The organism is Nocardioides aquiterrae (assembly GCF_039526625.1).
GTDB classification, from domain to species: domain Bacteria; phylum Actinomycetota; class Actinomycetes; order Propionibacteriales; family Nocardioidaceae; genus Nocardioides; species Nocardioides aquiterrae.
Genome location: NZ_BAAAJE010000023.1, coordinates 1 through 23,462 on the forward strand (window position 1 = coordinate 1; position 23,462 = coordinate 23,462).

Genomic DNA, 23,462 nt, shown 5'->3' on the forward strand with positions numbered 1-23,462 from the left:
GTTACCGATGTCCCCGGACTTCGACTGTTACCGAAGTCCCCGGACTTCACAGTGTGTCCCCCTCCACCGTCCGTATGACGTCCTGCGCCTACGGACGCTTGACCCGCTTCGGCTCGGTCGGGAGCTCCAACGGGGCGGGTCGTTGGTCGAGCTTGTCGAGACCCCCGGACCCTCCCGCATCGGCGTCCAGCCAGCCGTCGTACTCGTCGACCAGCAGCTCGAGCACCGGCTCCGGGGCGTCGGTCAGCACGGCCCAGGGGTGGTCCTCGTCGTCGTCCTCACCGGCCAGCCGCTCGCGCGCCGCGCGGGCGTCGTACCCGTGCCCGACCAGGCGGGCCACGGCCGCCCGGGCGTCGTCCTCGTCGAAGAAGATGCCGCGCACGGTCACGCCTCCGTCAGGGATCGCCGCCGCTTGGGTACCTCACCCGGAGGCCGGGACCCACCCGATCGCGAACAGGAGCACCTCATGGACATCACGTACGTCATCCTCCACCAGCACGGCGAGCAGCGACGGATGTTCGCGATGCTCGACGAGTGGCCGCGCGAGGACACCGAGGGGCTCGCCGCCGTCTGGAAGCGGCTGGAGATCCTGCTGGAGACGCACGCCGAGGCCGAGGAGCGGTTCTTCTACCCACGGCTGCTCGAGGTGGGCACGGGCCACGCGGACGCCGACAGCCCGCAGGACGAGGTCGAGGACTCGGTCGGCGACCACAACGAGATCCGGGACGCGATCCGCAGCGTCGGCCGGGCCGAGCCGGGCAGCTCGGAGTGGTGGGACGCGGTCACCGAGTGCCGGATCCACAACGACGACCACATGGCCGAGGAGGAGCGCCGCGACCTCGCCGACTTCCGGCTGCACGCCTCCCGGGACCTGCGGCACGAGATCGCGATCGAGTTCCTGCGGTTCGAGGCGCAGCGGGCGGCCGAGGGCGTGCCGCCGCAGGACAAGGACCCGGAGGAGTACATCAGCCAGAACAGCTGAGCACGCCGTCCCGGAGGTGGTCGAGGAACGGCCGGTCGGGCTCGAGCCAGTCGACGCTGTCGAGCTCGGCGGCGCCGAGCCAGCGGAGGGCGTCGTGCTCGTGCGGGCGCGGCTCACCGGCGACCAGCTCGGCCACCGCGACGGTGAGCACGTGCCGGTCGCCGATCGCGACCTCGCCGGGCAGCCAACCGGTCAGCGCGACGGTGCAGCCGAGCTCCTCGGCGATCTCCCGGACCAGAGCCGCCTCCGGGGTCTCACCGGGCTCGACCTTCCCACCGGGGAACTCCCAGCGCCCGGCCGCCTCGGCGGGGAAGGTGCGCCGCGCGGACAGCACCCGGCCGTCCCGGACGATCGCCGCGCCGACGACCGAGCTCACTCGATGCCCAGGACGGTGCGCAACCCGGCGTCCACCTCGTCCATCTCCGCGTGCGTCAGGTGTCCCACCAGGTCACCCAGGCGCTGGGGGTCCACGGCGGCCGTCTGCTCGACGAGCACCCGGGTCCGGTCACCGCCCAGCTCGACCTCGGGGCGGAAGCTCGCCGGGCGAGCACTTCGGGAGGTCGGGGCCACCAACCACGTCGAGAGCGGCAGCGCGTCGGACTGCACGACGACGGCGTACCGCCGGCCGCGCTGCTCGTGCCCATGCGAGCCGCGCGGCGCCCGGAGCTCGAAGACGTCACCACGCACGCAGCGACTCCATGTCCTCGAGCACGGCGCGCGCCTCCGCACGGTCCCCCTCGTCGGCGGCCAGCGCCTCGGCCTCCGCGCGGAGCCGGGCGGCCCGCTCGCGACGCGCCGCCTCGAGGATCGCCTCGCGAATCGCCCGCGAGCGGTCCCGTCCTCCTTCGACGAGGGCGGACAGCGCGGCGTCGACCTCGGGATCGGTGCGGAAGGTGATCGTCGCCATGCGATCCACGGTAACACTCCCTGTCTTACAGATCCGTGTGACACCTACGGTCGACTAGGGTCCCCTGGATGTACTTGTCCCGCACCGCCGACCTGGAAGCCGAGATCGACGCGCTCGCGGCGCGGTACGGCGAGCGGGTCGGCCTAGACGCCGTCCTGGGCGACCTGGACCGGCGGCTGCGCCGTACCCTCGCGCCGGGCCTGGCCGTGCACCGCGCGTGGGCCTGGGACCGCCGGGACCGCGCCGACGACCGGTGGTGGCCGCAGGGCATCTCCGTGACCGGGCGGCGGGTGGCGGTCTCGTGGTACGCGAAGCACGGCGGCGCCCGGATCTCGTTCCTCGACCTCGACCGGCGGCGGTACCGGCACGTCCCGCTGGTGCTGCCGACGGCTGGCGACCACGAACCGCTGCGCGTGCACGCCGGTGGCGTCGCCTGGCACGGCACGCAGCTGTACGTCGCGGCCACCCGCGCAGGCCTGTGGGTCTGCGACACCGACGACCTGCTGCGCGGGCCGGACGGCTACCTCCTGCCGGTGCGGTACCGGCTCGAGGCGTCCGAGCCGTTCCGGTTCTCCTTCGTCGGCCACGACGGCGAGCGCCTGGTCGTCGGCGAGTACGACAACACCGGCGGCACGCGACGGCTCGGCCACGTCGCGCTCGACGGCGGCCCGATGGAGGTGCACGAGGCCGGCGTGCGGCGGGCCCAGGGCGTCGTCCGCGTCGGCGGCCGGTGGTACGTCACCGCGTCGCACGGGCCCTGGAAGCCGGGCTCGATCTGGAGCGGGCCGGCGGGCGACCTGCGTGAGCACCGCTGGGCGGTGCCGATGGGCTGCGAGGACCTCGCCCACGACCCGGCCACCGACCTGCTGTGGACGGTCACCGAGCACCCGCACCGCCGGTGGGTGGTCGCCGTCCGGCGCCGTCGGCTCGGTGGTTGAGGAAGGCGCTCTGGCGCCTGTCTCGAAACCAGGACGGTCCAGACAGGCGAAAAGCGCCACCGTGGCGGTGGCGCTTCCTTACCCGGGGTGTCGAACCGGATGCCCTAGGGTGAGACAGGCGGTCCGGACCATTCTCGCGCAGCGGCAAACAGAGAATGGCCCGGACCGCGTCTGTGTGTCCCGACTTGTTGCTTCAGTTGTGCACGGGGGTTGCGGGAGCAGCGCCCCCGGGGGAGCCGGCTCCGGGACAGTCACTCAGCTGTCCCGAAGCCGACCCGTGGAGACCTAGCAGGTCACTTGATGTAGATGCTGTTGTGCGCAGCCTTCGTCGTCTCGGTCTCGGCGACGCGGACGACGTACTTCGTCGTCTTGTTGCCGTTCTTGTCCGCGAGGACGAACGCGAAGTTGCCACGCTCGTTCAGCTTGTGGCTCGCGACCTGCTTGCCGTTCACGAACACCTTGGCGACGAGGCCGGAGGCGAAGGACTTCGCGTTGGCGAAGACCCGGTCGTCACCGTTGGCCAGGTTCTTGCCCCGGACCTTCAGCGCGATGTAGCGCTGCTTCGGACCCGCGAAGGTGATCGAGTCCGACACGGTCGTGACCTGCTGACCGTCGGTGATCACCGCGTTGACGTTCGCGGTGCCCTCCGAGTTGCCGATGACCGTGTAGAAGGCCTGGCCGTTGGCGTTGGTGAACCGCTCGACGTCCGAGGTCTGGTCGCCCGGACCGTTGACGACGAACCGGACGGACAGACCCGGGATCGGGTTGCCCTCCTGGTCGACCGCGGTGACGGTCTCGGTGACGGCAGAGCCGACCGGGACCCGACCCTCGGGGTTCGAGGTGATGGTGAACGTCGACGCGGCGAAGTCCACCGCGTAGAACTCGGCGTCGGCCGAGCCCGTGACGACCTCGTTGTTCGGGGCGAACACCGGAGCACCGTTGCCCGTGGCGGTGGTGTACCGGTAGGTGTCGGTCGTCCACGAACCGGTGACGGTGTAGGTGCCGGCACGGCTCGAGGTGACGGTGAACTCACCGCGGTTGTCGAAGTCCGACTTGACCTGACCGACGTTGTTGACGCCGTTGACGTCGGCGTCGGGGTCGTCGGTCGTGATGGTCACGTCCTCGCCGCCAACGAGGTTCCCGAACTGGTCGGTCGTGAAGACGTCGTAGCGGATCTCGCCGTTGACCGGGGCCGGGTCGGTCGGACCGGTCTGGCGGTCGGCCGGGGACTCGACGATCTTGACCTCGCCACCGTTGATCGGGTTCGAGGACGTCCAGTTGGCGGTCTGCGACTTCGTCGCAGCACCGTCGGTGGCGGCGATGGTCGAGGTGACCGCGCCGTCGTCGTCGAAGCCCGTGTCACGGCCGATCGCGACGAGGACGGTCGCCTCGCCGGAACCGTCGGTGGTGACGGTCAGCTTCTGGCCGTTGTCGGTGCCCAGCTGCTTGTAGGCGCCGGCGTCGGCGCCCGAGGCCGGGGTCCCGGCCGGGGTGCCGTCGGTGAAGTAGCCGTGGTCGAGCGTCAGCGTGACCTGGCTGTTGGTCACCGGGTGCGACTCGTCGGCGCCCGTGGCCGGGTCGTCGGCGGTCTTGACGGTGAGCTTGTAGGCCTGGATGTCACCGGGCTGGAACAGGCCGTCCGAGTTGACGTCCACGTCGCTGAGCGGAACCGCCACGAAGGTGACCGTGGCCGGGGTGACGTCGGCCACGAACTGCACGCCGAGCGTCGCCGGACCCTCGTCCGGGTCGTCACCGTCGGTGGTGCCCGGGACGGTGTTGGCCGTCAGGGTGCCGGTCTCGTCGGTCGCCGGGGTGTTCGCCGGGTCCTTCACCGTCACGGTGAAGGTGCCGTCCGCGCCGGTGGTGACGGTGCGGGTGGTGCCGGTGGTGCCGTTGGCGAGGACGATGCCGGAGTTCTCCGCACCGCCGCCGTTGGCGTAGTCGACCTTGACGCTGCGGCCCGGGAGACCGGTGCCGTCGGGCAGGGTCAGCGAACCGGTGGCGTCGACCGAGGTGCCGCGCTGGGCCTGGGTCGGGTTGCCGTTCGTCCACTTGAGAGTGGAGTCGCCGGCCTTGACCGTGAGGACCTCGGACTCGGCGATGGCGCCGTTGCCGAGACCGTCGGCGTCCACACTGGCGTGCAGCACGTAGGTGCCGTTGGGGTCGGTCTGGCCGGTCGGGAAGACGATGTTGGCCTTGCCATTGACGTCGGTGACCGCGGTGCTGGTCGCCGTGCCGGCCGGGAAGCGCTGGGTGGCCGGCGAACCGTCGAACGGGGTCTCGACCCAGTAGTACCGGACCGTACGAACGCCACCGATGTTGTTGCCCTGCTGGTCCTTGACCTGCACCGTGATGTCGTCCGTGCCGACGCCGTCCGAGTCGTTCTCGTCGATGTCGAACGCGGAACCGTCACGCGAGGTGGCGGCCAGCGTGGTCGGAGCGGCCGCGTACTGCGTGACCGTGACGGTGTCCGACTTCTTGTCGCCCAGCTCGGGCTCGTAGGGGTTCGAGTCGTCGGCGTTGGCGTAGTAGTACGCGGAGCCGGCGTTCTGCGAGAAGGTCGCCTCACCGTTGGCGTCGGTGTACTCCGCCGGGCCGCCGTTGGAGCTGAAGACCTGGGCGCCCGCGATCGGCATGCCGTTCTGGTCGGTGACCTTGACCGTCACGGTGGCGGCGGAGCCCGCCGGGACGTTGGTCCGGTCGGCGGTGGCGGTGACCGTCGTGATGGCCTGCTTGTAGAGACCGAAGGCCTCCGCGTCGTCGGTCGTCTCGGTGGCCCGGACGAGGAGCTCGTCGTTGGCACCGTAGTCGTAGCCGGTGATGTCCATGACGCCGGTCCAGGTGCCGTGGGTCGGGCTGGTGCCGGTGGTGGTGGAGGTGCCGGTGCCGCCGGCCGCGAAGGCGTGGGCGGACGGGTCCCAGAACTCGAGGGCCGGGGCCGACGTGATGCTGGAGCCGGTGCCGGACACGATCACGTTCTGGTCGGTCTGACCCTCGGTGGTGTACTGCTGCTGGAAGACGCCGACACCGGTGCCGTCGGTGATGTTCACCGTCGGGTCGTTGTTGTCCACGTCGACCAGGGTGGTGGCGCTGTCGACCACGGTGGTGCCGTCGGCAGCGAGGCCCTGAGCGCGGAGGGTGACGCCGGTCGCGCCGGCGAGGCCGTTCGCGGCCCACTCGGTCGAGAACGCGCCGTTGTCGTTGCGCGAGACGGTGTCGATGGTGGTGAAGTCGACGCCGTTGAGCGAGTAGCTGTAACGGACCGTCGAGATGTTGGCGCCCGCGATCGACTCGAGGCGGACGGTGGTGTTCTGGCCGTCGTTCTGCGTGGAGACGGTGGCCGTCCCCGGCGCGGCGAGCTCGAGCGTGTTCGCGTCGGTCACCGAGCTGTTCAGAGAGACGGCCGAAGCCGAAGTGGCGAGGAACGGAACGCCCGTCACCGCCAGGGCGGAGACGGCGGCAGTCGCCAGTCCCCGCTTCATGCCGCTGCTGATCATGCTGATTTTCCTTCCGGAGTGAGTGAGCGGGGAGAGTGTCCCCCGGCTCCTTTACATGAGGCCCGAGCCTCGTGCGGGCACTCGTACACGGATCCCGAGCGCCGAGGTAGAAACTAGGGCTGTTGCCTGGGTCACGGCGTTGTTGTTGCAGCCGCCTCGGAAACCTGCAATAAATGGTCACAGGTGTCACACCTGTGGTGGGGAGGGGCGCCGCCAGATCGGGGGATCATGTCAGTGGAGAGCACCCCGCCGCCAGGCCGGCGGCGCGGGCGGCCGCAGCGGCTTCCCGAGGACCCGCACCCGCTCGCCAGCGGCGTGGTCGGGTGCGACCAGCGCATCGCCTGGCTGCTGACGGTGTCCCGGGTCCTCGGCCCGGACCCCGAGCTCGCCCGGCGGGACGGCTTCATCGCCGCGCTCAAGGCGCGCGGGATCCCGGTGGACGCCTCCCGGGTCAGCCGGTGGGCGTCCGGCCTCCAGCCGCTGCCCAACCGGGTCGCGGCGACGTACGAGGACGTGCTCGGGCTCACCGAGGGCTCCCTGGTCGCGGTCGCGGGCGGACTGCGCCGCACGTTCGGCACCGGCCCGTCCCCGCGGGACAGCGCCGCACGCGAGGAGGAGCTGTCCGACGCCGAGCTGGACCAGCTCATGCAGCTCACGGAGTCGGGCGGAGGCACCGGCGCCGACTGGCTGCGCCTGGCCGACCACTTCAACCGGTTCGACCGGGTGTTCCTGCGCGAGGCGGAGTGGACGGCGCTGTGCCGCCGCCTGGTCACCGAGCTCGGCTCCGCCGTCGGCACCGCCTACGTACGCCGGTACGAGGCCGCCGCCGCCTTCATCCGGCACCCCAACGCCCGCCGACACCTGATCATGGCCGTCGGCCAGTTCGTCACCCACCCCGACACCCAGGTCGTCGCGCCCGTGCTCAACCTGCTCAGCGAGGTGCCGGACTCGGCGGCCGCGGCGTTGACGCTGCGCATGCTGGGGGCCGACAGCGACAACAAGTACCTGCGCCGGGCGGCGTCGTCGGTCGCGGCCACCAAGCTCGCGCGCGGGCACTTCGACGAGGCCGCCCTCCCCCGGCTCGAGTCGCACGTGCTGGGCGCGCTGCGCCGCGGCGAGTCGCTCGACGGGCGCCTGGACGCCTTCGACCTCGCCGTGCGGCTCCCGGGCGAGTCGTGGCAGCGGGTGGCGCCCGGCCTCCGGACCCGCCGCGCCTTCCAGCTGGTCGAGCAGGCGCGCGCAGGCGACGAGATGATCCCCGCGGCGCGTGCCGCATCGGTGGTCGCCGAGCTCGCCCCCGCGGTCCAGCACGAGACGCAGTCGCACCAGGCGCAGGAGCCGGACCAGATGCTCCGGCGGCTGCTGCGCGAGGCGCTGTTCCACTCCCACAAGCCCCGGCGGCACCACGCGGCGCTGCTGGTGGCCGCGTCGCCGTACGCGCCGGCCGCGGCCCACCACCTGCTGCAGCTGGCCTGCGACCCCAACGACCTGCTCGCCGCACGCGCCTGGACCGTGCTGATGCGGGTCGGCGACCACAGCCTGTGCGACGCGGTGGTGCGCCGAGCCGTGGAGGACGAGCGTCCGTCGGTGCGCGCGCGGGCCCTGGTGAACGTCGGCCTCGACGGCGACCTCACGCCCGAGCACACCGGCGCCGTCGCCCAGCGCTACGACGCCGCCCGCTCGATCGAGCGACACGCCACGCTGTTCGCCCTGGGCATGGCCGGCGCACCGGAGCTGCCCGACTTCGCCAAGTCGGACGACGCGGAGACGGCCCGCGCCGCGCAGTGGTGGCTCGACCAGGGGCCGGCCATCCACGACCGCGACGTCAGCTGACGGGCCGCGGCTGGCGCGCGAGCTGGCGGCTCTGCGCGACCAGGCGGCCGGCCGAGTCCCAGACCTCGCAGTCCTCCTCGAACATGCCGCCGGCCATGTTGCGGGTCGCGTGCCGGACCTTGAGCCAGCCCGGGGCCGGCCGCGCGCGCACGTGCGCGGTGAGCTCGAGGGTCGGAGCCCACCCGGGCATGCCGAGGTCGAAGGTGACCGGCGGCAGCGCGTCCACGACCATGAGGAGGGACACCGGGTCGGGCTCGCGGTCGTCGACCAGCCGGAACCACGCGCTCAGCACGCCGTCGCCGCTGGGCTGCCCGACCGCCCATCCGATGTGGTCGGGGTGGAACCGCATGTCGAACCGGTCCATGAGCGGCGCGATCGCCCGCACCTCGGGCGGCGCCATGGTGTTCGGCACGCACTGGTCCGGCGGCGGCAGGTCCGGCTCCTCGGCCGTGGTCCGGACGTCGTCGCCGAGCCGGTCGAGGTCGGCGTACGTCGCCAGCGCGGCGATGCGCGTCTCCTCGCCCTGGCGCAGGTCCACCGCCGCCGTCGCGACGCTGCCTCCCTCGCGGCGCACGTCGACGTGCACGGTCGCCTTGCCGGGCTCGGCCGCGGACAGGTAGTACGCCGAGATCGCGATCGGGTCCGGCTTCGACGGGAAGGTCTGCCGCACCGCGTTGCCGGCCACCGCCAGCAGGTAGCCGCCGTTGAGGCCGCCGCCCACGCTCCAGCCTGCGTCGAGCTCGGCGACCCACGTGGTCTCGTCCTGGTGGCTGAGCGCGATGTGCTCGTCGAACTCGTGCGTCACGCCGCGACTCTAGAGTGGCCGCCATGACGGAGCGGCACCCCCGGTGGGTCTACGAGGCGGGCGACGAGCCCGATCCTCGGTTCTCCCTCGCGAACGAGCGGACCTTCCTCGCCTGGGTGCGCACGGCGCTCGCCCTGCTGGCCGGTGGCGTGGCGCTGCACGCGCTGAACCTTCCCGAGACGACGTGGGTGCGGACGATGCTGGCGGTCCTGCTCGTCGTCCTGGGCGGTCTGGTCACGCTCCTGGCGATGGTGCGGTGGGCCCGCGTCGAGCGGGCCATGCGCACCCGGTCGCCGCTGCCGGCGTTCAGCCTCGGCTACCTGCTGACCGGTGCCGTCGTGGTCGGCGCGCTGCTGCTCGCCGTGGCGTTCCTCTAGCCCTTGCCCTTCCCCTGGGCACCCTTGCCGCAGGTGAAGGTCGCGGCGACGTGCGGCCCGGGACCGTCCACGCCCGTCGTGTCGGCGTCGACGGCCGCCTCGGTGCCGTTGCCCGCCGCGTCGACGCCGTTGTCGGCGCCGGTCGTGTAGGTCGCACCGTCGACGGTGAGGTTCGCGCTGGTCGGGACGTCGTCCTTGCCGGCGTAGACGGTGATCTGGTTCTTGCCGTCCGCGCCGTGGTACATCGTCGGCCCGGCCTCGTTCGACGACCGGCCCTCGCCCTGCCACGACGCCGTGACGGCACCGGTCACGGTCACGTCGACCGTGCAGGTGCGCTCGAACGGCTGGTCGTCGGCCGATGGCGAGTCGGAAGCGGACGGCGAGTCGTTGCTCTCGGGGTCGTCGCTGCCGCTGCAGGCGGCGAGCGAGGTCGCGGCGAGGAGGGCGGTCACGGCCAGCATGAGTCGTCGGGATCGCATGCCGGCGAGTCAAGCACGCGGTCCGAACCACCCGTCCCCGGGGGCAACCGGATTCCGTCCTCGCACGTCTCTCCACTAGGGTCGGGCACTCCGCCTCGATCCCCGACGTTCTCGGAAAGACCTACCAACGTGCGCCGTCGACCGACTCGGAAGGCCCTCGCCGCAGTGCTCGGCGTGGTCCTCGCCGGCGTCTGCGCGGGCCTGCCGGTGAGCGCCGCGCACGACGGCGCCGACGACCGCCGAACGGGCACGTCCTCGGCGCCGTACCGCTTCGTGGCGGCCCCGGACATCTTCAACCAGGACATCGGCGACGTGCGCGGCCAGGTCGGCTGGCAGCCGGGTGACCCGAACTCGTGGACGCCGCTCTTCGCGCAGGCGTACGACACCGCGCCCGACGGCGGCCCGCGGTTCACCGACCGGCCGGTCGGGACGCAGTGGGAGGACACGGCGTACGCCGCCCAGCTCAGCCCCGACGTCCTCCTCGTCTCGCTCGACGTCTTCCACGTGACCCGGGCCCACGTGCGCACCGAGGTCGTCGGCGGCCAGCTCGCCTGGCTGCAGCGCGTCCTCGCCGACGCCCGGTCGCGCGGCGTGCCGTGGGTGATCGTCCAGGGGCACGTGCCGGTCCTGACACCCGTCCGGATCCGCAACAGCTCCGGGCTGACCCTCGAGGACGGGGAGCGCTCACCGCTGTGGCGCACCCTGTCGCGGTACGGCGTCGACCTCTACCTGTGCGGCGAGGTGCACGACACCTCGATGCGGCAGGCCGGCGGCGTCACCCAGATCGCCAGCGGCACGCCCATCTACCTGCGCAAGGCCAGCTACCTGACCGCCGACGTGTACGCCGACCGCATCGACCTGACCGTGCACGAGTTCGAGGGCGTGCGGCTGAGCGCGCACCCGATCTGGCAGGGCAGCAGCCGCAAGACGCAGGGCGACATCGCCTACCCGACCGCCAGCAGCGTGGTCGGCACGATGACGCTGACCGCCGACGGGCGGGCGGTCGCGGCCACCGGCAAGCTGGCGCCGTACCCGGGTTAGTCAGGCCAGCGCCTGCGCCGCGCGAGCGAGGTCGTCGACGCCGCGGGCGAGCTCGTCGGGACAGTCGGTGGCGAGGTCGAGGTGGAACCCGTACAGCGCAGAGTCGACCAGCGTGACGACCCTGGCCACCCGGCGCGGCGTGGCGCCGCTCCGCACGAAGTAGTCGCGGAGCGCCGCCGCCCAGCGCGCGTTGCTGGCCCGGGCCTCGCTGAGGTAGGGCTCGCTGCCGAACAGGCCCGTCGCGGCCGCCTGCACGTAGACGTCGAGGCAGCTGTCGAGCGGCGCCTCGCCGTACGCGTCCCAGAGCCGGTTGACCGCCGACCGCACCGACGGGGCCGCCGGTAGCGCCTCGATGCAGGCCATCGCGCGCTCGCTGGCCCGGACGACGACCGCGGAGACGAGCGCGTCCCGGCTGCCGAAGTGATAGATCAGCATCCGGTCACTGGTGCCGATGGCCGCCGCCAGCGGCCGCAGCGTGAGGCCGATCAGGCCGTGCTCGAGAACGTGGTCGGTGACCTGGTCCAGCAGCTCCTCGCGGCGACCCATGCGACCTAGCGTAGCGAGTGCTACAGTTGTAGCGACTGCTACATGAGGAGGACGTGTGCTGGCCGGCGTGCTGCTGATGGTCGCCATCGGCATCGAGGTCGTCTCGACGGCGCTGCTGCCCAAGGCGGACGGCTTCACCAACCCGTTCTGGAGCGGCGTCGTGCTGCTCGGGTACGCCGTCTCGATCTGGCTGCTCATGGTGGTCGTGCGCACCGTGCCGGTGTCGGTCGCCTACGCGATCTGGTCCGGCGTCGGCACCGCGATCGTCGCCGTGGTCGGCTACCTCTTCCTCAGCGAGCAGCTCGGCTGGGTCAAGGTCGTCTCGCTGGCGATGATCGTCGTCGGCGTGATCGGCCTCAACCTGGCCGGTGCGCACTGAGAGGTGGCCAGAAGTCTCGACTCGACCGTCAGAGGGCGCGGGCGGCGGCGCGGCCGGCGGTACGGCCCGAGAAGAGGCAGCCGCCGAGGAAGGTGCCCTCGAGCGCGTTGTAGCCCATCATCCCGCCGCCGCCGAAGCCGTTGACCTCGCCGGCGGCGTACAGGCCGGGCAGCGGCTCGCCGGAGGAGGTCAGGCACCGGCCGGAGAGATCGGTCTCCAGCCCTCCGAGGGTCTTGCGGGTCAGGATGTTGAGGCGTACGGCGATGAGCGGGCCGGCCTTCGGGTCCAGCAGCTTGTGCGGGGTGGCGACCCGGATCAGCTTGTCGCCGCGGTACTTGCGGGCGGCGTGGATCGCGGTGATCTGCGCGTCCTTGCTGAAGTCGTTGTCGATCTCGCGGTCGCGCTGCTCGATCAGGTCGCGCAGCTCGGCCTCGACGATGAGGGGCTCGTCGCCGATCCGGTTCATGCCGCGCACCAGCTCGGTGAGCGTGTCGGCGACCACGAAGTCCTCCCCGTGCCGCTTGAACGCCTCGATCGGACCGGGCGCACCGGACTTCACCCGCGACAGCAGCAGCTTGACGTCCTTGCCGGTGAGGTCGGGGTTCTGCTCCGATCCGGAGAGCGCGAACTCCTTCTCGATGATCTTCTGGGTCAGCACGAACCACGAGTAGTCGTAACCGGTCGTGCGCAGGTGGGTGAGCGTGCCGAGGGTGTCGAAGCCCGGGAAGTTCGGCGCGGGCAGCCGCTTGCCGGTCGCGTCCAGCCAGAGCGAGGACGGGCCGGGGAGGATCCGGATCCCGTGGTTGTCCCAGATCGGGTCCCAGTTGCGCACGCCCTCGACGTAGTGCCACATCCGGTCCGGGTTGATGAGCCGGGCACCCGCGGTCTCGGTGATGCCGAGCATCCGGCCGTCCACGTGCGCCGGCACGCCGGCGACCATCGTCCGCGGCGGCGTGCCGAGCCGCTTCGGCCAGGTCTTGCGCACCAGGTCGTGGTTGCCGCCGATGCCGCCGCTGGTGACGATCACGGCCTGCCCGCGCAGCTCGAAGTCCGCGACCTCGGCCCGGCTGCTCGCCTTGCCGCGCTCGACCGAGCTCGGCTCGAGGACCTTCCCGCGTACGCCGACGACCGTGCCGCGCTCGACGACCAGGTCGTCGACGCGGTGCCGGAAGGCGAACCGCAGGCGCCCGGCGGACGCGTGCTCGCGGCAGCGCCGCTCGAAGGGCGCGACCACGCCGGGGCCGGTGCCCCAGGTGAGGTGGAAGCGCGGCACCGAGTTGCCGTGCCCGTCCGCCCGGCCGTCGCCGCGCTCGGCCCACCCGACGATCGGGAACACCCGGTGCCCCATCTCGCGCAGCCAGGCGCGCTTCTCGCCGGCGGCGAAGTCGACGTACGCCTCGGCCCACCGGCGCGGCCAGCGGTCCTCCTCGCGGTCGAACTGCGCGCTGCCCAGCCAGTCCTGCATCGCGAGCTCGCGGGAGTCCTTGATGCCCATCCGGCGCTGCTCGGGGCTGTCGACGAGGAACAGGCCGCCCAGGCTCCAGAACGCCTGTCCGCCCAGCGACTGCTCCGGCTCCTGGTCGAGCAGGACGACCCGCTTGCCGGCGTCGGCGACCTCGGCCGCGGCGGTGAGGCCGGCGAGCCCGGCGCCGACGACGATGACATCGGTCTCCACGGGCGGAGATCCTCGCACGCCGTCACGATCCGGACTTTCGGACGTCTCAGGTCTGGACCACTTTCAACAATCTGCTGCCAACAACCATCACATTCGTCACACTGCTATCTGCTGGTGCGACTTGGGAGGGTCGCTGACGCACAGGCTCGGGAAGGAAACAGCACATGGGGAGGGAGACCGTCGCTCCGACACGGTCTGCCCTGAGGGTGCTCGTCGTCACGGCGGACACCGCGGGCGGCGCCGCGTCGACGGCCGTCCAGACGGCAGCCGACGAGCTGCTGGTGACCCGCGCGCTCACCCTCCCGTCCGCGCTCGCCACGCTCGCGACCGACGCCTTCGACTGCGTCCTGGTGGACACCGCGGCGCCGGACCTGGCCGCGGTCGAGATGACCCGCGCCGTCCGGGCCCGCTCCGGTACGGCGGTGCTCGTGGTCGCCCACGCCGACCCGGCGCTGCGGTCGGACAGCCTCGACGACCTCGCCGACCTCGTGCTCGACCCGGACGACCTGCGCGGTGACTGGCTCCGGCTGGTCCGGATGCACGCCCGGATCACGGCCGCGGAGGCCACCACGGCCCGCCTGACCGGGATCGTCGACTCCGTCGCCGACGCGGTCTACACGGTCAGCTCGGCGGGTCTCGTCACGTCGTGGAACCGCGCCGCGGAGACCCTGTACGGCTACCGGGCCGGAGAGATCATCGGGCGCGACGTGGCCGTGCTCGCGCCGCCGGCGTCCGACGAGCCCCGCCGGCTGCTCCGGGTCGCCCACGAGGGCGAGCCCGTCCGCGGCCACGACACGGTGCGACGGATGCGCGACGGCCGGCTGGCCGAGGTCAGCCTCGACGTCAGCCCGCACCCGGACGGCGTGGTCGTGGTCGCCCGCGACATCAGCGGCCGACGCGAGCTCGAGGCCGAGCTGGTCCGGCAGACCATGCACGACTCCCTGACCGGCCTGCCGAACCGCGACTACCTCACCTTCCGCCTCTCCCAGACCCTCGACGACGCGCGGCGCCGGGGCGCGCCGGTCGCGGTCCTCGTGGCCGACCTCGACCAGTTCCGCGCGGTCGACGACCTGCACGGCCACCTGGTCGGCGACCGGGTGCTCGTCGAGGTCGCCGAGCGGCTGCGCGCGCTGACCCGACCGATCGACATCGTCGCCCGCGTCGGAGGCGACGAGTTCGTGATCGTCTCCCCCGGCACCGACGTCGCCGCCGCCGCGAAGCTGGCCCGGACCATCATCGACGTGATCGCCGAGCCGATCGACGTCGAGCACCGCGCGCTGCGCGTCGGCGCCAGCGTCGGCATCGCGGTCTCCCCGCCGCTGGACGGCGACGCCGCCACCATGCTCAAGCACGCCGACGTGGCCATGTACGAGGCCAAGGCCCGCGGCCGCTCCCGCAGCCAGGTCTTCGACGCGACGTTCGCGCAGCAGGCCGGCGAGCAGCGCCGGCTCGCGGCCGAGCTGCGCGAGGCGCTGGCCCAGGACCTGCTCGACGTCCACTACCAGCCGGTGTTCGACCTGGTCCGCAACCGGATGGTCGGCGTCGAGGCGCTCACCCGCTGGCAGCACCCCGTCGGGGGCGCCGTGTCACCGGCGACGTTCGTGCCGCTGGCCGAGGCGCACGGCTTCATCGCCGACCTGGACCGGTGGGTGCTCGACCGCGCCTGCCTCGACATCGCCACGGCCCTCGACACCGGCGACCTGCCGCCCGACGTCCGCGTCGCGGTGAACCTGTCCGCCCGCTCGCTCGACGACAGCGCGCTGGTTGCGACCGTCGCCGACGCCGTGCACCGGTCCGGTCTGCCGGCCGAGGCGCTCGTGCTCGAGGTGACCGAGACCGCCGTCCTCCAGAACCGGGACGCGGCCCGCGCGTCGCTGGAGGGGCTCCGGGCGCTGGGCGCCGGCGTGCACCTCGACGACTTCGGCACCGGCTACTCGTCGCTGAGCTTCCTGCGCGAGCTCCCGGTGACCGGCGTGAAGATCGACCGGTCCTTCGTGCGCGACGCCGTCGACCGCCCCGAGGACCTGGCGATCACCGAGGCGATCGTGCGGCTCGCCCGCGGCCTCGGGCTGGAGACGGTCGCCGAGGGCATCGAGACCGTCGAGCAGCGCGACCTGCTGCGCCGGCTCGGCTGCTCGACGGCGCAGGGCTTCTGGTGGAGCGGCGCCGTACCGATCTACGAGCTGCCCGGCGCCGGGCTGTCGCGCGTCGCGAAGCGGCACGAGCCGCGGCCGGTCGCCGCGCCGCGACGGTGGAGCGTCGCGCGGCGCCCAGTCGAGCCGGCCGGTGCCCAGACCGCCTGCTGCCTGCGCGGAGGCCTCGAGGACGGCCAGGGCTGGGTCGTGGTCACCAGCCCGAGCCGGCGCGCCGAGTTCGCCCGCGCCCTGGGCTCGCTGCACACCGAGGCCGTCGCGCGCGGGCAGCTGGTCGAGCTGGACGCCTACGAGACGCTGCGGACGGTGACCGGCGCGGACGGCCGGCTGGACACCGCCCGGTTCGAGCAGGTGGTCGGCGGAGCGCTGCGCCGCGCCGGCGCGGTCGCCGACCAGGTCGGCATCCACGCCGAGCTGGGCCACGTCACCCAGCCGCTGCTCAGCCTGCGCGTCTCGACGGACCTCCGCCGCCGCCTGCACGCCGAGTCCGACCTCACCCTCGACTACGGCGACCACCCGGCCGACTGCGCCACCCACGGAGCGCCCGCGGTCGAGCGGCTGGGCGACGTCTCCGCTTCCTAGTCCGCCGTCACCGTCATACGGACGGCCCCCGCCGGGTACACCCCCGGCATGTGGTCCGGACGCCGACACCGCACACGCCGCACCTACCGGGAGCAGTTCGAGCGCTCCGCGGTGCCCCAGGCGGTGTGCGACGGGCGGGCCCGGCTCGTCGCGGTGAACGCCGCGCTGGCGCGGCTGCTCGGCCGGCGCGCCGCCGTCCTCACCGGGCGGCCGGTCAGCGAGCTCAGCCACCCGACCGACCCGGGCGACGCGGACGTCGCCCTCGCCCGCCTGCTCGCAGGCGAGGTGACGACGACCCAGGCGGAGCGCATCCTCGAGGGACCGGGTGGCCGGCCGCTGCCCACCCTGGCGAGCGTGACCGCGCTGACCGACGGGGCGAGCGTCGTGTACCAGGACCTCTCCCGGCTCCGCGCCACGCAGCTCGAGGCCAGCCGCCTCGAGGAGGAGCTCCGCGACGCCGCCCTCCACGACGCCCTGACCGGGCTCGCCAACCGGGCCCTGCTCTTCGACCGGCTCGGGCACGCGCTGACCCGCGAGACCACGTCGACGGCCGTGCTGGTCGTCGACCTCGACCACTTCCGCGGGATCAACGACGAGCGCGGGAACGCGATCGGCGACGAGGTGCTCGTCGCGGTCGCGGACCGGCTGCGCGCCGCCGTCCGACCGTCCGACACCATCGGCCGGCTGGGGGGTGACGAGTTCGTGGTGGTGTGCGAGGACGCCGACCCGGCGGCCGGGCAGGAGATCGCCCACCGCGTGCTCGCCGCCCTCGGTCCGGCGGTGCCCACGACGGCCGGCAGCGTGCGCGTCGGCGCGTCGATCGGCGTCGCGGTCACACCGACGGCGGTGGGCGGCTCGCTGCTCCGGCACGCCGAGACCGCGACGTACGCCGCCAAGGCCGCGGGACGGGGGCGGGTGCAGCTGTTCGACGCGGGCGTGGCGGAGCTGGCCCGGCAGCGGTTCGAGCTGGGCGTCGAGCTGGCCCGAGCGGTCGAGGCGGACGAGCTCCACCTGCACTACCAGCCGATCATCGACCTCGGGACCGGCGCGGTCGTCGGCGCCGAGGCGCTGGCGCGCTGGGACCACCCGCGCCTCGGTCCGGTGCCCCCGGACCGGTTCGTCGCGGTCGCGGAGGCGGAGGGCCTCACCGCGGCGCTCGACCGGTGGGTGGTGTGCCGCGCCCTCGGCGAGGCGGCGCGGCTGCTGCCGCCGACGGCGTACGTCGCCGTGAACCTCTCCGCCCGCACGCTCACCGACGGCCAGCTGCGGGACTGGATCCGCGACGCGGCGGGCCGCGCGGGGCTGCCCCCGGAGCGCGTGGTCCTCGAGGTGACCGAGAGCGCCACGATGGCCGACCCGCACACCTCGGCGCGGGTGCTGGAGGACCTGTGCGGGAACGGCTTCCGGATCGCGATCGACGACTTCGGGACCGGCCACAGCTCGCTGGCGTACCTGCGGCGGCTGCCCGTCGCGTTGCTCAAGGTCGACCGCAGCTTCGTCGCCGAGCTCACCACCGACCCCGGTGCCCGCGCGATCACGGCCTCCGTCGTGGACCTGGCCCGGACGATCGGGCTCACCGTGGTCGCCGAAGGCGTGGAGACCGTCGAGCAACGCGCCGTCCTGCAGGCGCTCGGCGCGACCAGCGGTCAGGGCTGGCTGTGGAGCCGCGCGGTGGCGCCGGCGGAGGCCGGCGACACGTTCAGCCGCCGGTACGACGTCTGAGGCTCGCTGCCTACGCGACGCCGACCCGGCCGCCGCCGGCCTGCTTGGCCCGGTACATCGCCTCGTCGGCGCGGCGGACGACCTCCTCGAACGGGTACGGCGGGGTGAGCGCGATGCCGACGCTGACGCTGACCTGGTGCTCGGTGCCGTCGACCACGATCGGCGGCGCGAACGCGGCGATGATGCGGTCGGCGACCACCCCGGCCTCGTCGCCGCCGGTGTCCTCGCAGATGACCGCGAACTCGTCGCCGCCGAGCCGGCTCACGGTGTCGGTGGAGCGGATCGACGCGAGCAGCCGCGAGCCGATCTCGCGCAGCAGGCTGTCGCCGGCCTCGTGCCCGAACCCGTCGTTGACCCGCTTGAACCGGTCGACGTCGAGGAACAGCACGGCGGTGCCGCTACCGGGGCTGCGCTCGTGGCGGGCCGCGGCGGTCTCGAGCCGGTCGGTGAACAGGTAGCGGTTCGGCAGCCCGGTCAGCGGGTCGTGCAGCGCCCGGCTGCGCAGCACGGACTCGGCGTGCCGGGCGTCGGTGACGTCGGCGACCGAGACCAGCGAGCCGAGCCGGTCGTTGCGGCTGTTCAGCGGCCGGCGGGACACCCGCAGGGTGCGCTCCACGCCGTCGGGACGCCGATAGACCACCTCGTGCACCTCGAGCCCGGACTCGGCGTCGACCCGGGTCTCGGGGTGCAGGCCGAGCAGCCGCACCGGGTCCTCCCCGTACAGCCGGTCGACGGGGCCGCCGAGCACGTGCGCCGCGGTCTCGTTCGCGAAGATGACCAGCCCGTCCGGCGCGGTGGCCAGGATGCCCTCCTGCGTGCTCTCGACCATCGCGCGGTGCAGCGCCTCGGAGAGCCGCAGCTCCTCCTCGCCGCGGACCCGCTCGGTGACGTCGCGCAGGTCCGCGACGTACCCCTGGACGTCGGGGTCGGCGAGGCGGTTGGTCGCGGTCACCAGCACCGAGCGCCAGTGCCCCTCGGCGTCGCGGACCCGGACGACGACGTCCTGGCTGCGGCGCGGGTCCTGCTGGAGCCGGTCGAGCAGCCCGATGACGATGTCGGCGTCCGCGGGGTGGACGTACTGCGATACCTGGTGCTGGAGCAGGTCGTCGCGGCCGTAGCCGAGCATCCGGCTGACCGCGCTCGCCACGAAGGTGATCGTCAGCTCGGCGTCGAGCACCATCGCGGTGTCCCAGGCGCGCAGGCTGAGCACCTCGCTCAGCTCGAGCTGGGTGGGGTCCTCGGCACCGGCCCAGGCGGCGATGGCGTACGGCGTGCCGCTGCCGTCGCGCAGCAGGCTCGCGTCGAGCAGCAGCGGCAGGTCCCGGCCGTCGGCGTCGCGGAACAGCCCGCGGTAGCTGATCGAGTCGACCTCGCCGCCCTGCAGCCGGGCCAGCCGGGCGACGACCTGCTCGCTGTCGACGGGGTGCACGAGGTCGAGCAGGTCGCAGTCGGCGAACCAGGCCTCGCCGTGGCCGAACAGCTCGCACCAGGCGGGGTTGACCGACTCCAGGTGACCCTCGAGGTCGAGGATCGCCTGCGGCGTGGTGGCCTGGTCGAAGTGCGCGCGCGACATCTCGAGGGCCTGGGTGAGCTCACGCTGCTCGCTGAGCTGGGCGGTGACGTCGCGGAGCACGACGATCACGCCGGTGATGCCGTCCGGCCCGTGCACCGGGCCGAGGGTGAGCTGGGCCTTGACCGTCGAGCCGTCGCGGCGGACCCCGGCCTCGACGAAGGGCTCGACCCGCTCGCCGGCGAGCAGCCGCTGGATCGCGCCCTCGAGCAGCGTGCCGCCGCCCCCCGGGAACACGACGGCGACGTCGTTGCCGGCCAGGTCCTGCGGCGCCCAGCCGAGCACGGCCTCGGTCGCCGGGCTCGCCCACTGCACGGAACCGTCGGCGTCGAGCGAGAGGATGCAGTCGTGCAGGGTGGCAGCGATGCTGGCGAGCAGCTGCCCCTGATCGATCTCGCGCATGATCCCCCCGAGAGCCGTCCCCTGGGCGCTCATGCTAGGTGGTCCCCCATGATCTCGTCATCGGCACGATCGGGTGGTGACTTGATAGTCACCCGAGGCCCACGAGCGCCAGGTACGCCGAGGCGAGGGGCCCGCCCCCGAACATACCGAGAGCGGCTCCGGTGAGCAGGAAAGGTCCGTGCGGAACCCGCGACTTCGCGCCGGCCGAGCCGGCCGCGATCAGCGCGACGCCGACGACGGCGCCCACGACGAAGCCCGCCCCGAGGCCGACCAGCGCCGGGCCCCAGCCCAGCCAGCCGAGCACCAGGCCGAGCACGGGCGCCAGTGCCACGTCGCCGAGGCCCATCCCGCGACCGGCGGTGACCAGCCAGATCCCGCCGTACACGGCGAGCCAGGTGGCGGCCGCGGCGAGCGCGACCGGGACCGGGCCGGCGCCGTGGCGGACCACGTCGATGCCGAGCGCGAGGACCGCCCCGATCGCCATGGCGCCGGTGATGGCGAACGGCAGCCGGCGGTGGTCGAGGTCGATCATGAACAGCGCGACGCCCGCGGCCGCGACGACGAGCCCGGCGGCGGCGTACGGCGTCCCGCCGAACCGCCACGCGACGACGACGAACAGCACGCCGGTGGCCAGCTCGACCAGCGGGTAGCGGGCCGAGATCGGAGCGGCGCAGTCGCGGCACCGCCCGTGGAGCGCCAGCCAGGAGAGCACCGGGACGTTGTCGTAGGGCCGCACGGGGTGGGCGCACGCCGGGCACGCCGAGCCCGGCGAGACGAGCGACAGCCCGGCCGGCACCCGGTGGATCACGACGTTGAGGAACGACCCGACGAGCAGGCCGAGGAGGCCCGCCAGGGTCAGGAGGACCGGGGTCACGGCGTCTCGACCGGCTCGAGGACCAGGTGGAGGGCGGCGTGCTCGGCCGAGCCGACCGCGCTGGCGAAGCGTTCGCGCCCGGCCTGCTCGGCGACCAGGTCCCAGCGCAGGTCGACGGTCGCGAGCGTGTGGTCGCCGCTGCGGAGCGCGGCCAGCACGAGGTAGGCCTCGAACGCCGCGGCGTCGGCCTGGCGGCCCAGCCGCGCGGCGGCCTGGTCCTCGCCGCCGACGCCGAGCAGGGTCGCCATCGTGGCGCAGTCCGCGGCGGCGGTCCGCAGCTCGGCGGCGAGCTCCGCCGGGGTGCGGCCGTCCAGCCGCTCGGCGGTGCGACCCGTGGCGGGGTCCCGGGGCTCGACGTGGTCGAGGTGCTCGAGGTCGCCGAGCCGGTCGGACAGCAGACCGTGCACGGACTCGTCGAACGTCGTCACCATCGCCTCGCGGGCGGCGTCGAGCAGCGCGCGGGCGGTCACCGGCCCGTCGGGCAGCGTGCGGGCGAGCTCCTCGACCGACGCCGCGACCGAGTCGCCGATCGAGGCCAGCTGGGCTCCCGGGTCGGGCGCGTGGCCGAGCCCGTTCTCCCAGAGCAGCTCCTCGAGGGTGTGCACGTCGGCCGCCCACGCGGCCAGCTGGGCCATCCGCAGGTCGCCGGCCTCGGCGTACCGTTGCGACAGGCCGGTGAAGTCCGTGACGCTCATGCCGCGGACCTCCGGAGCCGGCGCCGGGTCCGCCGCGTCTCGGCGGGCGCGGGCGGCGGGACCGGCAGCACGACCTCCTCGGCGACGGCGACAGCGACAGCGACGTCGACGGCCTCGTCGGCGAGCACCGGCTCCGCGACGGGCTCCCGCTCGGGCCTCGGCTCCGGGAGCACCGGAGCGACGACGGCGGGGCGGCGCGCCGGCGCCGGCAGGACCACCCGGCCGGACGGGTCCGCGTCGAGGCGGGCGACCGCGGCAGCGACCCTCACGACCACCGCGCGGGCGTCGGCGTCGGCGGGCGTACGGCGGGCGACCGCCTCCACCGCGACCCGCACCTGGGCGCGGTACGCCGCCAGCTCGGGCTGCTCGACCGTCGACTCGGCCGCGCGCTGGAGCGCCTCCTCGAGGACCCGCACCTGCACCCGGAGGGCGCGGACGTCGGGGTGCACGTCGTCGGGATGCACCTCGTCGGCGTCCGCGGCGATCGGCTCGACACTCGCGGGCTCGTCCACCGGCCCCGCGGCACGCCGCTTGCGCCGCAGCACGACCAGCAGGGCGACCATCGACAACAGCACCAGGCCGAGCCCGGCGACGTACATCGGAAGGTTGACGCTCATGGGCCCTCCTGGGTCGTGGTGCTCGAGACGTCGACGGTCTTGCCGGGGTCCGGGACCGGCGGCATCACGAACATGTCTCCGGTGATCGAGGTGGTGTAGGCGCCGTTCTCGGCGTCGCCCGCCAGCGAGACCGAGGTGATCAGGTAGGCCCGCTCCATGTGCTCGAGGTTCACCAGCAGCTGCCGGGTCTGGTCGTAGCTGCCGGTCACCGAGACGGTCACGGTCTGCCGGGCCAGCTGGCCGCCGGACGGCGCCGGCGTACCCGCCTGGGCGCTGCCGGCGGTGCCGTCCGCCGTTCCGCCGGCGGTGCCGCCGACGGTGCCGTCCGCGGTGCCGTCCGCGGTGCCGACGACCGGCGGGGTCGGCGTCAGCGTCGTGACGCCCTGGGCCCCGATGCCGGCGTCGACCGCGGCGGCGGTGACGATCTCGAAGAGGCCCGGCTGGTCGGCCGTCGGGGGGAACTTCGCCGCGAGGACGCGTGCGGTGCGCCGGGTGGCGCCGAGGTCCTGCTGCTGCTTCGTCAGCAGCGCGAGCTGGGTGGTCAGCAGGGCGTTCTGGTCCTGGACGGCCGTCACCTCGTCGCGCGCCTCGGCGAGGTGGGCGGACTGCGGACCGACGCCGAACGTCCAGCCGAGGGCGGCGACGGCGAGCAGGCCGAGCGCCCCGGTGACCTTGGTGGCGGTGGGGGTGCCGAGGTCCATCAGGAGTCACCGCCCTCGTCGGCGTACCGGCCGCTGTAGACCTTCTCGGAGAGCCCGACGGACCCGCTGAACGCCACCTGGTCGGAGTCGCCGGTCGTCGTGGTCGAGATGAACGGCTCGACGAACAGCCGGGAGCGGCCGAGCGCGACGACCATGTCGCCGACCTCCGCACGGCTCCCCGCCGTCCCGGCGAGCTGCACGCAGCCGACGGCCACGCGGGTGTTGAACGGGTCGGGCCCCGGGCAGGCGCTGGTCGCGTCCGCGGCGGCGCCCGGGACCGGCGGCGGCGCGAGGGTCACGTCCACGGTGACCAGGCGGGCTCCCGGCGGCGTCGCGTCCTGGATGCCGGTCAGCACGTCGGAGAAGAACACCTCGTTCGCCATCGCCTCGTCGACCGTGCGCTGCTGCACGGCGACCCCGTTCACGAAGGCCCGCACCGGCGCGAGCACCTGGGTCTGCGCGGTGAGCCGGCTGGTCTCGGCCTGCTCGACGGCCGCGAGCTTGTGAGCCTCGCCGACCCGCATCCGGAGGACCGCCCCGTAGGCACCGAGCCCCACCACCAGCACCAGGCCGGCCGCGATGAAGCGGCGGCGCAGCCGGCGGGCGGCCATCCGGTCGAACTCGGACTGCGAGAGCAGGTTGACCGACGGCATCGTCGGCACGATCGCGGGGGCACGTCGCCTCATC

Annotated in this window: 23 protein-coding genes; 8 read left to right on the forward strand and 15 right to left on the reverse strand. The window is 73.5% G+C overall.

The window, feature by feature from the left end:
- Positions 1-88: 88 nt before the first annotated feature.
- Complete coding sequence (locus tag ABD086_RS19180) at positions 89-382, reverse strand: hypothetical protein (protein WP_343909217.1); 294 nt, start codon at positions 380-382, stop codon at positions 89-91.
- Between the two features lie 84 nt (positions 383-466).
- Between ABD086_RS19180 and ABD086_RS19185 the strand changes: the two genes are divergently transcribed.
- Positions 467-982: a hemerythrin domain-containing protein gene (locus ABD086_RS19185; protein WP_343909218.1), complete on the forward strand. Its 516-nt coding sequence runs from the start codon at positions 467-469 to the stop codon at positions 980-982.
- On the opposite strand, the gene ABD086_RS19190 is transcribed toward ABD086_RS19185, so the two are convergent.
- Genes ABD086_RS19190 through ABD086_RS19200 form a run of 3 tightly spaced genes read right to left on the reverse strand, consistent with a single transcriptional unit; the run spans position 966 to position 1,889 of the window.
- On the reverse strand, positions 966-1,358 hold the full coding sequence (locus ABD086_RS19190; protein WP_343909219.1) for a (deoxy)nucleoside triphosphate pyrophosphohydrolase: 393 nt from the start codon (positions 1,356-1,358) through the stop codon (positions 966-968). The genes ABD086_RS19185 and ABD086_RS19190 overlap by 17 nt on opposite strands.
- On the reverse strand, positions 1,355-1,669 hold the full coding sequence (locus ABD086_RS19195; protein ID WP_343909220.1) for a type II toxin-antitoxin system PemK/MazF family toxin: 315 nt from the start codon (positions 1,667-1,669) through the stop codon (positions 1,355-1,357). The genes ABD086_RS19190 and ABD086_RS19195 overlap by 4 nt, the downstream gene beginning before the upstream one ends.
- On the reverse strand, positions 1,659-1,889 hold the full coding sequence (locus tag ABD086_RS19200) for a hypothetical protein (protein WP_343909221.1): 231 nt from the start codon (positions 1,887-1,889) through the stop codon (positions 1,659-1,661). Before ABD086_RS19200 ends, ABD086_RS19195 begins: the two co-directional genes overlap by 11 nt.
- Positions 1,890-1,957: 68 nt before the next feature.
- On the opposite strand from ABD086_RS19200, the gene ABD086_RS19205 reads away from it, so the two are divergent.
- Positions 1,958-2,827, forward strand: coding sequence for a hypothetical protein (locus tag ABD086_RS19205; protein WP_343909222.1), 870 nt, complete (start codon positions 1,958-1,960; stop codon positions 2,825-2,827).
- Positions 2,828-3,120: 293 nt separating this feature from the next.
- On the opposite strand, the gene ABD086_RS19210 is transcribed toward ABD086_RS19205, so the two are convergent.
- On the reverse strand, positions 3,121-6,324 hold the full coding sequence (locus tag ABD086_RS19210) for a beta strand repeat-containing protein (protein WP_343909223.1): 3,204 nt from the start codon (positions 6,322-6,324) through the stop codon (positions 3,121-3,123).
- A gap of 234 nt (positions 6,325-6,558) precedes the next feature.
- Between ABD086_RS19210 and ABD086_RS19215 the strand changes: the two genes are divergently transcribed.
- Positions 6,559-8,157, forward strand: a complete 1,599-nt coding sequence (locus ABD086_RS19215; protein ID WP_343909224.1) for a hypothetical protein — start codon at positions 6,559-6,561, stop codon at positions 8,155-8,157.
- Here ABD086_RS19215 and ABD086_RS19220 read toward each other — a convergent pair.
- Complete coding sequence (locus ABD086_RS19220) at positions 8,150-8,962, reverse strand: thioesterase family protein (protein ID WP_343909225.1); 813 nt, start codon at positions 8,960-8,962, stop codon at positions 8,150-8,152. The genes ABD086_RS19215 and ABD086_RS19220 overlap by 8 nt on opposite strands.
- 23 nt (positions 8,963-8,985) lie before the next feature.
- Between ABD086_RS19220 and ABD086_RS19225 the strand changes: the two genes are divergently transcribed.
- Entirely contained in the window at positions 8,986-9,339 is a 354-nt protein-coding gene (locus ABD086_RS19225) for a YidH family protein (protein ID WP_343909226.1), read from the forward strand.
- On the opposite strand, the gene ABD086_RS19230 is transcribed toward ABD086_RS19225, so the two are convergent.
- Entirely contained in the window at positions 9,336-9,818 is a 483-nt protein-coding gene (locus ABD086_RS19230) for a hypothetical protein (protein ID WP_343909227.1), read from the reverse strand. The two genes, ABD086_RS19225 and ABD086_RS19230, sit on opposite strands and share 4 nt — an antisense overlap.
- A gap of 129 nt (positions 9,819-9,947) precedes the next feature.
- Between ABD086_RS19230 and ABD086_RS19235 the strand changes: the two genes are divergently transcribed.
- Positions 9,948-10,859, forward strand: coding sequence for a metallophosphoesterase family protein (locus ABD086_RS19235; RefSeq protein WP_343909228.1), 912 nt, complete (start codon positions 9,948-9,950; stop codon positions 10,857-10,859).
- Here the strand turns inward: ABD086_RS19235 and ABD086_RS19240 are convergent, their stop codons facing one another.
- Positions 10,860-11,405: a TetR/AcrR family transcriptional regulator gene (locus tag ABD086_RS19240; RefSeq protein WP_343909229.1), complete on the reverse strand. Its 546-nt coding sequence runs from the start codon at positions 11,403-11,405 to the stop codon at positions 10,860-10,862.
- A gap of 55 nt (positions 11,406-11,460) precedes the next feature.
- On the opposite strand from ABD086_RS19240, the gene ABD086_RS19245 reads away from it, so the two are divergent.
- Positions 11,461-11,784, forward strand: coding sequence for a DMT family transporter (locus ABD086_RS19245; protein WP_343909230.1), 324 nt, complete (start codon positions 11,461-11,463; stop codon positions 11,782-11,784).
- 28 nt (positions 11,785-11,812) lie between these two features.
- Here the strand turns inward: ABD086_RS19245 and ABD086_RS19250 are convergent, their stop codons facing one another.
- Positions 11,813-13,459 carry an FAD-binding dehydrogenase gene (locus ABD086_RS19250; RefSeq protein ID WP_343909231.1) on the reverse strand — a complete coding sequence of 549 codons (1,647 nt, stop codon included), beginning with the start codon at positions 13,457-13,459 and terminating at the stop codon, positions 11,813-11,815.
- A 164-nt stretch (positions 13,460-13,623) separates the two neighbouring features.
- Here ABD086_RS19250 and ABD086_RS19255 point away from each other — a divergent pair, with 164 nt between their 5' ends.
- Together ABD086_RS19255 and ABD086_RS19260 are read left to right on the forward strand one after the other, a co-directional pair.
- Entirely contained in the window at positions 13,624-16,194 is a 2,571-nt protein-coding gene (locus ABD086_RS19255) for a putative bifunctional diguanylate cyclase/phosphodiesterase (protein ID WP_343909232.1), read from the forward strand.
- Positions 16,195-16,242: 48 nt separating this feature from the next.
- Positions 16,243-17,916 (forward strand): putative bifunctional diguanylate cyclase/phosphodiesterase, encoded by a 1,674-nt coding sequence (locus ABD086_RS19260; RefSeq protein WP_343909233.1) that lies wholly within the window; start codon positions 16,243-16,245, stop codon positions 17,914-17,916.
- 10 nt (positions 17,917-17,926) lie between these two features.
- Here ABD086_RS19260 and ABD086_RS19265 read toward each other — a convergent pair whose 3' ends face one another.
- The 6 genes from ABD086_RS19265 to ABD086_RS19290 all read right to left on the reverse strand — a co-directional run bounded on the left by ABD086_RS19265 (position 17,927) and on the right by ABD086_RS19290 (position 23,461).
- Positions 17,927-19,888 carry a sensor domain-containing protein gene (locus ABD086_RS19265; RefSeq protein ID WP_343909234.1) on the reverse strand — a complete coding sequence of 654 codons (1,962 nt, stop codon included), beginning with the start codon at positions 19,886-19,888 and terminating at the stop codon, positions 17,927-17,929.
- 88 nt (positions 19,889-19,976) lie between these two features.
- On the reverse strand, positions 19,977-20,762 hold the full coding sequence (locus ABD086_RS19270; protein ID WP_343909235.1) for a prepilin peptidase: 786 nt from the start codon (positions 20,760-20,762) through the stop codon (positions 19,977-19,979).
- On the reverse strand, positions 20,759-21,457 hold the full coding sequence (locus ABD086_RS19275) for a hypothetical protein (protein WP_343909236.1): 699 nt from the start codon (positions 21,455-21,457) through the stop codon (positions 20,759-20,761). The genes ABD086_RS19270 and ABD086_RS19275 overlap by 4 nt, the downstream gene beginning before the upstream one ends.
- Positions 21,454-22,074, reverse strand: a complete 621-nt coding sequence (locus ABD086_RS19280) for a hypothetical protein (RefSeq protein ID WP_343909237.1) — start codon at positions 22,072-22,074, stop codon at positions 21,454-21,456. Before ABD086_RS19280 ends, ABD086_RS19275 begins: the two co-directional genes overlap by 4 nt.
- Positions 22,071-22,775, reverse strand: a complete 705-nt coding sequence (locus ABD086_RS19285; RefSeq protein WP_343909238.1) for a hypothetical protein — start codon at positions 22,773-22,775, stop codon at positions 22,071-22,073. Before ABD086_RS19285 ends, ABD086_RS19280 begins: the two co-directional genes overlap by 4 nt.
- Positions 22,775-23,461 carry a hypothetical protein gene (locus tag ABD086_RS19290; RefSeq protein WP_343909239.1) on the reverse strand — a complete coding sequence of 229 codons (687 nt, stop codon included), beginning with the start codon at positions 23,459-23,461 and terminating at the stop codon, positions 22,775-22,777. Before ABD086_RS19290 ends, ABD086_RS19285 begins: the two co-directional genes overlap by 1 nt.
- Position 23,462 lies beyond the last annotated feature (1 nt).